This window comes from Alteromonas sp. P256 (assembly GCF_036864455.1).
Lineage (GTDB): Bacteria > Pseudomonadota > Gammaproteobacteria > Enterobacterales > Alteromonadaceae > Alteromonas.
Genome location: NZ_JAZETM010000004.1, coordinates 317443 through 325578 on the forward strand (window position 1 = coordinate 317443; position 8136 = coordinate 325578).

An 8136-nucleotide genomic window follows, 5' to 3' on the forward strand; every position below is an offset into this window, starting at 1 on the left:
ATGAAGCCAATGACAAAATGCGTAAGCATTCTAGCAATTACTTTTGCCATGACATTACAAGGCTGTGTAGTGGCGGTTGGCGCTGCAGGTGCCATGGCGGCAAAGGTAGCTAACGACCGGCGAACCGTGGGCACCCAGCTTGACGATCAAAATGCCGACAGTGCGGTAGCGTTTCAATGGTCTAAAAGTGATGCGTTGAAAGAGCAAGCCAACCTGCAGGTTGATGTTTATAACGGTGTAGCGCTACTTACTGGTCAAGCGCCAAACCAAGCGCTTATCGATGAAGCGGTTGAACGCGCCCAAAACGTGGATTATTTAAAGAAAATTCACAACCAAGTGCGCGTTGCTACTCCAATAGGTGCAGGCACTCAAGCTAACGACATTTGGCTCGCATCCAAAGTAAGAACAAAACTGGTTGCTGACGAGCGTGTACCTGCGTTGCAAGTAAGGGTAGTAGTTCAAGACTCTGAAGTATTTCTTATGGGCAGATTATCCAGCCTAGAAGCCACCGCAGCGGTAGACATTGCTCGCAATGTGACTGGCGTAGCTAGAGTTGTGCGCGCCTTTGAAATTAATCAGTAAAGACGCTGCCACCGCCCTTCTCGTGGCGGGGGCGCTCTTTATGGAAATTCTGGACGCCACAGTTATTACTACGGCGCTTCCAGTTATTGCCGCAGATTTTGGGATCCCCGCTGCGCATCTTTCAATTGGTGTATCGGCCTACCTTGTTGCGGTTACCCTATTTATTCCCCTCAGTGGCTATGTGGCCGATCGCTTCGGCGCTAGAACCATCTTTATTGCTGCCATTGGGGTATTTACCCTTGCCTCTGTGTTATGTGGCTTAAGCACCACTTTGGTTGAATTTACCCTATCAAGGATATTGCAAGGAATTGGCGGGGCAATGATGGTGCCCGTTGGCCGGTTAGTGGTACTTCGTGACCTGCCAAAAGAAAAGTTAGTGAAAACAGTGGCCATCATTACCTGGCCAGCGCTGAGTGCACCTTTGCTCGGCCCTGTATTAGGCGGCTATATTGCCACTCATTTCAGCTGGCAATGGATATTCTATATGAATATTCCTTTGGGCTTGATTGCTATTATTGCCTCGGCATATTTACTTCAAAATACAAAAGGCGACGTAAGCACATTCGATGTAAAGGGCTTTCTGCTCACTGGCGTTGGGTTTGCGCTTTTTATGGCTGGCATTGAGCTTCTTGCCAGTAACGCTGAAAGACTATTAGAAAGTGCCACCATTATTTCAGTAGGTTTTGCCGGTATGCTGCTTGCCATGTGGCACATAAAAACCGCTAGAAATCCGCTTTTTTCATTTGATGCAATGCAACACCGCACCTTTCGATTATCGGTGTATGGTGGCTCTGTCGTGCGCATTGCGCTAGGCAGTGCGCCTTTTCTTATTCCCCTAATGCTGCAACTGGGCTTGGGCTATACACCTGTAGAAGCAGGCTCCATCTTGCTGTGGCTGTTTGCAGGTAACCTTGCTATTAAACCTGCCACAACATGGATTATGAATACCTTTGGCTTTAAACCGGTATTGATTGTTAACGGAGTACTTATTGCGCTAGGTTTTGTCGCCTTGGCAATGATTGATATTAACACCTCGTCTTTTACCATTGCAGCCCTGCTTTTCATTAACGGCATTACCCGTTCAATGCACCTCACGTTGCTAAATACCATCGCTTTTGCTGACGTTCCAACAGATAAGATGCGCGATGCAAATACTCTTGGGGCAATATTGATGCAAATGAATCGCGGGCTAGGAATAACACTTTCAGCACTGGCCATAGCAGTGGCTGCGTTAATACTCGGTCAATCTGCCGATAAACCAGATATAACAACATTCACCATCGCCATGGTATTTATGGCGATACTGGCATTGGTTAGCATTACAGACAGCATCTTACTTTCAAAAGAGGACGGCGATGCAGTATTGAATAAACGCAAGCGCAAAAAATCACTTTGAAAAATGGTCCGTATTGAGCCTTGCTAAACACTTTTCTGTAGAACGCAGAAGTTTTGGGAAAGTGAGTACATCAGATAATACGGCCATAAAAAATATAATTGCCGATAGCCCAAAACAGCTTTACTCTACTATTTGCTTATTAATAGCTTTCACTTATGTATTGGAATTGTAGTTTTAACGTCAGCTTTGACGGCGATAATTGTCTTTGGCAATCGGTCAACAGAGTTATCTATTCTTCATAAACACCGCTATAAATCTGTTTTAGAAATGCTTAACGGTAAGCCCACAACACTTACAAAACTCAACTTTCTTTTTTATTTGACGAAATACTATTAAATGTCCTTGGAACTCATGAAAAGATCGAAAATATTTCGGTTAATCACGCAAACAAATTAGATGCAAGTAAAACACACAACTAAAGTAAAAGATGCATAAAGGGGACGACCATAGTTATTGCTTTATCGCTTCCTTTATTCACGATCATTTAAAGTTTCATTCGGGTCACTTAGATTTAATCCTTCAAGACATTAAAAACGTTGCTTCTCTTTCGGCGTATTTACAACTTTTTAATCCACACTAATAATCGCTAAATTCAAACGAAAATCTGTGATACGCCTCTTAGTTTGAAGTGGCCCCCCGTTTCTTTTCATTTGACTTTGAACTGTACGAAAACCTCGTGTAATAATGCTTGCTTAAATTATATGTTCCCTAACGGCGTAACAAGAGCGAAGTGCTAAATTCAGTCAATGTCTGCAGACGCGCGATACTGAGTGCCGCGAAGATTATTAGGAAATACATAAAATGAAATATTTAATTGGGGTTCTGTTTTGCATAACTTTATCGGTATTTGTTTACTTAAACACCGTTAGCGACATTTCTAAAAACGTAAACCCACCAGCTCAAGCTGAACGGTCAAGTAACGCGCAAAAAAATGCGCAAAGCGAGCTAGAGCCAACTGACCGAACGGCTGAGAATAAATCATTAATTACTCCAAGTAATTTTTCGCTACAAGATCTTAAGAATTCGCTAAACAGCGAATCCAATGAGAATGAATTCGATGAAAGGCAACGATGGCACCATTTATTTAAAGAAAATCCCGAGCAAGCCATTGATTTATTAAATGAAAAACCTGCACTAGTTATGGTTCTACGGATGTCTGATTTACGCGCTTTGTTTGCTTTATTCGGCATGAAACTTCTTAATGAACCATTTTTATCATCTCGCAATGTGGAGCAATTTAATAAAGCAACAGCGGCAATGATTTTTGACAATATTATTAGTTTGGATGAAGAGTTAGCGCTCACTTACATTTCATCATTGAGCAGAGGTAGTGAGATTAGAAAAGAAGGGTACTATGAACTTGTTTCATTCTATGAAAGGAAAAAAAGCGGAGTTGAACTAATCGAGTTTGTTTACCAAGCAAATGATGACGACTTGACGCAACATGTCACAGAAAATATTAGCAATTACAGTTTTTCTGACTTCGCAGCTCTGTTAGATTGGATAGTACTATATGATTACAAAGATTTTCTTAGGCCCAATGTTGGACAGATGATATCTGAGCAAATTCAACACATGAGCATTGACGAAATTATGCAGTTATATTTTCAAACCGAGTTCAAACAAGCGTTAATTGACGCTGCTATTTTAAAATACTCACAAAAACCGGATATTTTTGAAGAACAACTAAGTTTACTACACAGCTTGTGACTGTAGTTAATTTTCAACTGGCTTGAAATTTTCGACTTTGTTTTTATATTGCAAAAATGTATTGTCCGTTTGACTAAAATAACCTACTCGAGGTTTGCCTTCACCGTCAAACATAAATACATTCATGTTATCAGCGGAATCTAACGCAATTTGGAATCTTGGCACGTTGGTCGAGTCCAAAATCGTGAGTGTTGTTTCTGAATCCTCTGCATCAACTACTGCTTTAGGATTGTTTGCCTTATCTACTACAATTAGTCGACTGGTTACTATTTCGTCTTGAAAAGCGTCTAGCGACAACGTTAGTCGTTTCACCTCAAAAAATAGGTGAGCGGTAACGAATGTTAATAAAAAAAAAGCTAATAATGTGATTTTATTTTTCATAAAAAGACGCCTCTCTTTAATCATAAGAAGGCGTCTTCATACAGAATGTTGAGCACCAGTTAAAAACGTGTCACTCGACAGAGACGCTTCCAATCGTGCTGATGATATTGCTGTCGGAGTCTAAAAACAAGACTTGCTTATTTTTTGCGTCCAACACAACAAAATTTCCACTATCGCCATCTAGCTTAGAGCCTGAGACCTGGAATACGACCGCTGCCGTTTCAGCATTATTTAATCCCTGCTCTCTCAACTTTCCGTTATTTACTCCGGCCGCAGCATAACTAGGTGACATAGTTACGGTAGCATTACCGCTGTCCATACGAATGCCAGTAGCTTGCTTGTTGCCTTGGTCGATATAAAGTCCAGTTCCTCTGTCGCCTTTCAAGGTCAATACAGGTGCCCAGCCCTTTTTGTGCTTGATGATATTGGTGTCTTTGTTAGCTTCTGTTCTAAGATCCGAAGCGTTAACGGCTGATGCAAATACAGCCATAGACAATAATGCAACTAACTTTTTCATTGTGCTAATATCCTTTTGTGCGACCCGGCCGTCTGGTAGTCAGACCCGTGGCTTTCCGTCCTCACTTCACAGTGAGTTTGGCAGTGTTAGATTATGAGTACCGAGGTTTTAATTTGAACAAATATGATAGGGCGCTAAAAAACTGAAATACCCAGACCGCATTTGATCAATTGCAAATCTGTTACTTGGTTAGTATGTGTAAGTCCGATTTGCACTAATGAGTATTGTTGGAATAGTTCTCCTAAGATATGACTGTTTCAGTCATTTTCTTGACGATTTCCGTCAAAAAAAGAAATATAAGCTTGTTTAAAATAACAATTATTTAACTATTTTCTACGTATAACTTAAATAAAGTAATAACAATCTTGTTGCTATTCACAGGGATAAAAGATGGTTCTTACACCGCTGGCAGATATCACCCCACCTTTCTGGTCTCATGTCATCAAAGCACTGCTCACAGCTTATCGCGACCATGGTATTGATGATGAATTGCGCATTAAAGAGATGACTGAGCTAGCTGCACAAATCGAACAACGCACGCTTTGTTACCAAGATTTCATACATAGATTGAATAACGCGTTAGTTTTAATTAAGCGGGATGACCTAATTTGGCTATTGCCTAACTATATTCAGGCTAATCAGTTAGATTTACTATTTCTAAAGATGCTTGCAGCAAAAAATCTCAAACAAGGCCTAAATGACTTACTGAAATTTAAAACCTTAATTTTTTTCAAACAAGTGGAGCTGAAAGTTGTTGTTAAAGAAGGCTTCGTCTCGATTGGTCTAATCTATGTAGGATGCGAACCTGAAGATTGCTTACAAAGGTATTTGGACTTCAGCGTTATGTTGTTATTCTATATATGCCGTGCAATTTTAGGTCAGAAATTCAAGGTAGAGTCTGTGATTTTCCCTGTTTCACACCCATCGGTTGATGAAAAAATGATTGAAAACACGCAAACCAGTGTGTTGTTCAAGGGGGATAAATACCTAATCATATTTGATAGTGATTTACTAACTACCCCATCATTTTTCTACAACCCAACCTTGCGGAAGCGTCTTCGACAACTGGTAGAGCAACAGCTTATATCTACAAAACTTTATCAACAGCTTTCTGAGCAAGTATTGGCGTTTATCAATCAAGCTGATTTGCCAGCGCAGGTCACCTTTGCCGAGGTATGCAATGCGTTAGGTATTTCAGAATCTCAAGCCCGAAGAAAACTGCGCGAGGAAAACAATAGTTTTAAGAAAATCAGTAATTGGTGGTTTTATCAAGCTGCAGTGTCTGAGTTAATATCTACTAATAAAAAGATAGAGGTTATCGCATTAGAGCTTGGCTATTCGGAACGGGCTTCTTTTGATCGTGCTTTTAAAGCGTTGCTTGGGACGTCAGCAGCGCAATTCAGAGAGTTTGGGAAGCGTTTTGGCTATCAACGTTCAACAGACTTTTTTACTGATACAGTTGATAACTTACCGCCTATCCCAGAAAGCTGTCAGAGTATCTTGCAGCTTAAAACAGAGGAATTGAACATACCAAAAGCAGTCGCTATTATTGAAAAGGATCCCATCTTTAGTGGTCGCATTCTAGGGTTAGCCAGCAAGGCCACATTTGGTTCACCGCCTACATCCGTGAGAGATGCTATTGGACGAACTTTAGGGATTGAAAGAGTTAAGTCTTTATCAGCAGTATTCTTAGCCAAAGACCAACTGGGCGAACTCGTTGTTAACCTTGATGTAGATAAACTGATAAGAGCGATAATGCTAGCGCCCTGGCTGCATCTCAAAATAAGAAAGAAAATATTCTGCGACTACGACTCAACTCTTGATGAGCAAGTATTACTCTTAGGTTTATTGGGTATGCTGCTGGTATTTCATAAAGCTGACATGCTGAATGCGCAAACAAGCCAAGTATTCAATAGAAGTGCTGATTTTTTTCAATTTATGCGCGAGTTGAATACGCAATGCAAAGTGTCGCTATTTTCAACCAGTGCTATTTTACTCGCTGCATGGGGATTAAGCGATAAGCTAGTGAAAACGCTTTCAGGTTTAGACGTTCAGATTCAAGAGAATAGTTTTATTGATAATAGACAGGCTTCATTAGTACTAGCCCTAAGTATGGCAATGACGGCTGCTTTTGAGCATTTTACTGAGCCAGAACAATTGGTCAGTGTAACTTCTTTACTAGAAAGAGAAACGCTTGAGATGCTGCTAGAAGAAGCTAGGAATCAATTAAAGGCTGTCTAACTTGGCTTTACGGATAAATTTATTCTTAGAGTGCCGTTTTGAGATAACCAAAGTAACCAATAAACCTGCGAAGGCAAAGATGGAGCTTAAAGGAGCAGACACAGCCCGAATTATTCGATTATCTGCGACAGAATCAAAGTGGCGTGAAGTTACGGTAGTAATGGTTAGGTCATCTAAATGGATACGAGTTTGTAAGCCATGTCGCTCTGCAGGATCTGTAATATACAATCTGAACTCGACCTGATTAGTTTTCGTTGTAAACAACTCCGATAACCCAATTTTTTGGATTGGGTTATCGCGGTTTTCAAGGTGGATATAATTTTCGTATATATTAGTTGTGAAACCGTCTAGGCTAGAGCGAATAAATAAGCTTCCCTCTCTCCCTGCACTTCCACGCCTTGCTCTAAACGAAAATTCGTCAAGGATTAGACTACTATCGAAATCGACCATTAAAGAAATGTAGTTCGCCAAATCAAGTTTTGTCTGGCCACGGTTTCTCGGTGAGTTGAGAATTATCTCGAGGCGATTTGCTTTTAAGCGCAAGCCGATACTCTCACCTCGTGTTTGAAAAGAATTCAGCTGCGTTTTATCTGAAAAATCCATGTAGACAAGGCCCGCAGAAGCAGCAGAGCTGAACACTACTGCCAACATTATTATAAAAGCTCCTAATCTAATAATGTTGCTCTCCTCAGTTACAAGATAGAATAATACAAAAAAGCAAGCACGGCATTCTTATGCCTGATGTCAAGGTACGACTCCGCATTCCAATAAACATCCAGAGTCAGCAAGCATTGTCAACTTGGCAGGCTGAGATTATACAGCAATAATGAAAAGAAACATGACAGTTGCAGCCAAATTTATGACACTTAGCGAGAAAAGATATTTGTATTAACCTAAACCACCTAACCTCTTATCTAGAAAGTTTTCTCAACTGGATATGGAGTTAGCTTTGAAAAATGATGTTCTACCAAGTGCAAGTAATCGTAAGGCGATTATAGGTTGTTTGTTCTAATTTAAAGTGTCCGCTTTATTTTATCGGACACCATGTGTGTTAATTAGTGTCGTTATCGGTGTGGAGTAAGGCCCATTTTTCAAGGCAAAAGCTCATCGATTTGATGTGTGGTTTGGTGTCTGACTTTCTTCAGCACTTCAGTGAAGTAAGCCACAGGGGTTAAGTCATTAATTTTTCCGTCGAGTCCGTCGAAAGTAACGTTGAGCTTTTTCAAATACAGCCTGAACGTTCTACCTTGGATTTGTGACGACCTACAATTGACATATGACTATTAGTCAAAATTGGTCATCTCATGGG

General features: G+C 40.6%; 7 protein-coding genes and 1 riboswitch. Of the genes, 4 read left to right on the top strand and 3 right to left on the bottom strand.

Annotated features, from left to right (window positions below):
- Positions 1–9 precede the first annotated feature (9 nt).
- The 3 genes from V7R39_RS09185 (at position 10) to V7R39_RS09195 (ending at position 3688) form a co-directional block, all read left to right on the top strand.
- Positions 10–582 carry a BON domain-containing protein gene (locus V7R39_RS09185; protein WP_334030208.1) on the top strand — a complete coding sequence of 191 codons (573 nt, stop codon included), beginning with the start codon at positions 10–12 and terminating at the stop codon, positions 580–582.
- Positions 583–622: 40 nt separating this feature from the next.
- Positions 623–1978, top strand: coding sequence for an MFS transporter (locus V7R39_RS09190; protein ID WP_438823533.1), 1356 nt, complete (start codon positions 623–625; stop codon positions 1976–1978).
- 801 nt (positions 1979–2779) lie between these two features.
- Complete coding sequence (locus tag V7R39_RS09195; RefSeq protein WP_334030211.1) at positions 2780–3688, top strand: hypothetical protein; 909 nt, start codon at positions 2780–2782, stop codon at positions 3686–3688.
- Between the two features lie 6 nt (positions 3689–3694).
- Here V7R39_RS09195 and V7R39_RS09200 read toward each other — a convergent pair whose 3' ends face one another.
- A complete protein-coding gene (locus V7R39_RS09200) occupies positions 3695–4069 on the bottom strand; it encodes a hypothetical protein (RefSeq protein WP_334030212.1) in 375 nt (124 codons plus the stop codon).
- A gap of 70 nt (positions 4070–4139) precedes the next feature.
- On the bottom strand, positions 4140–4586 hold the full coding sequence (locus V7R39_RS09205; protein WP_334030213.1) for a hypothetical protein: 447 nt from the start codon (positions 4584–4586) through the stop codon (positions 4140–4142).
- 15 nt (positions 4587–4601) lie between these two features.
- Positions 4602–4678: riboswitch (cyclic di-GMP riboswitch) on the bottom strand.
- A 298-nt stretch (positions 4679–4976) separates the two neighbouring features.
- Between V7R39_RS09205 and V7R39_RS09210 the strand changes: the two genes are divergently transcribed.
- The gene (locus V7R39_RS09210; RefSeq protein WP_334030214.1) at positions 4977–6827 is read left to right on the top strand and encodes a helix-turn-helix domain-containing protein; all 1851 of its coding nucleotides are present in this window, start codon (positions 4977–4979) and stop codon (positions 6825–6827) included.
- Here V7R39_RS09210 and V7R39_RS09215 read toward each other — a convergent pair.
- Positions 6813–7478: a hypothetical protein gene (locus V7R39_RS09215; protein WP_334030215.1), complete on the bottom strand. Its 666-nt coding sequence runs from the start codon at positions 7476–7478 to the stop codon at positions 6813–6815. The two genes, V7R39_RS09210 and V7R39_RS09215, sit on opposite strands and share 15 nt — an antisense overlap.
- Positions 7479–8136: the final 658 nt, after the last annotated feature.

Excerpts from the sequence above, each read along its gene's own strand:
- V7R39_RS09200 (WP_334030212.1), bottom strand. The coding sequence starts at position 4,069 with ATGAAAAATAAAATCACATTATTAGCTTTTTTTTTATTAACATTCGTT.
- V7R39_RS09210 (WP_334030214.1), top strand. The coding sequence starts at position 4,977 with ATGGTTCTTACACCGCTGGCAGATATCACCCCACCTTTCTGGTCTCAT.
- V7R39_RS09190 (WP_438823533.1), top strand. The coding sequence starts at position 623 with ATGGAAATTCTGGACGCCACAGTTATTACTACGGCGCTTCCAGTTATT.
- V7R39_RS09185 (WP_334030208.1), top strand. The coding sequence starts at position 10 with ATGACAAAATGCGTAAGCATTCTAGCAATTACTTTTGCCATGACATTA.
- V7R39_RS09215 (WP_334030215.1), bottom strand. The coding sequence starts at position 7,478 with ATGTTGGCAGTAGTGTTCAGCTCTGCTGCTTCTGCGGGCCTTGTCTAC.
- V7R39_RS09205 (WP_334030213.1), bottom strand. The coding sequence starts at position 4,586 with ATGAAAAAGTTAGTTGCATTATTGTCTATGGCTGTATTTGCATCAGCC.
- V7R39_RS09195 (WP_334030211.1), top strand. The coding sequence starts at position 2,780 with ATGAAATATTTAATTGGGGTTCTGTTTTGCATAACTTTATCGGTATTT.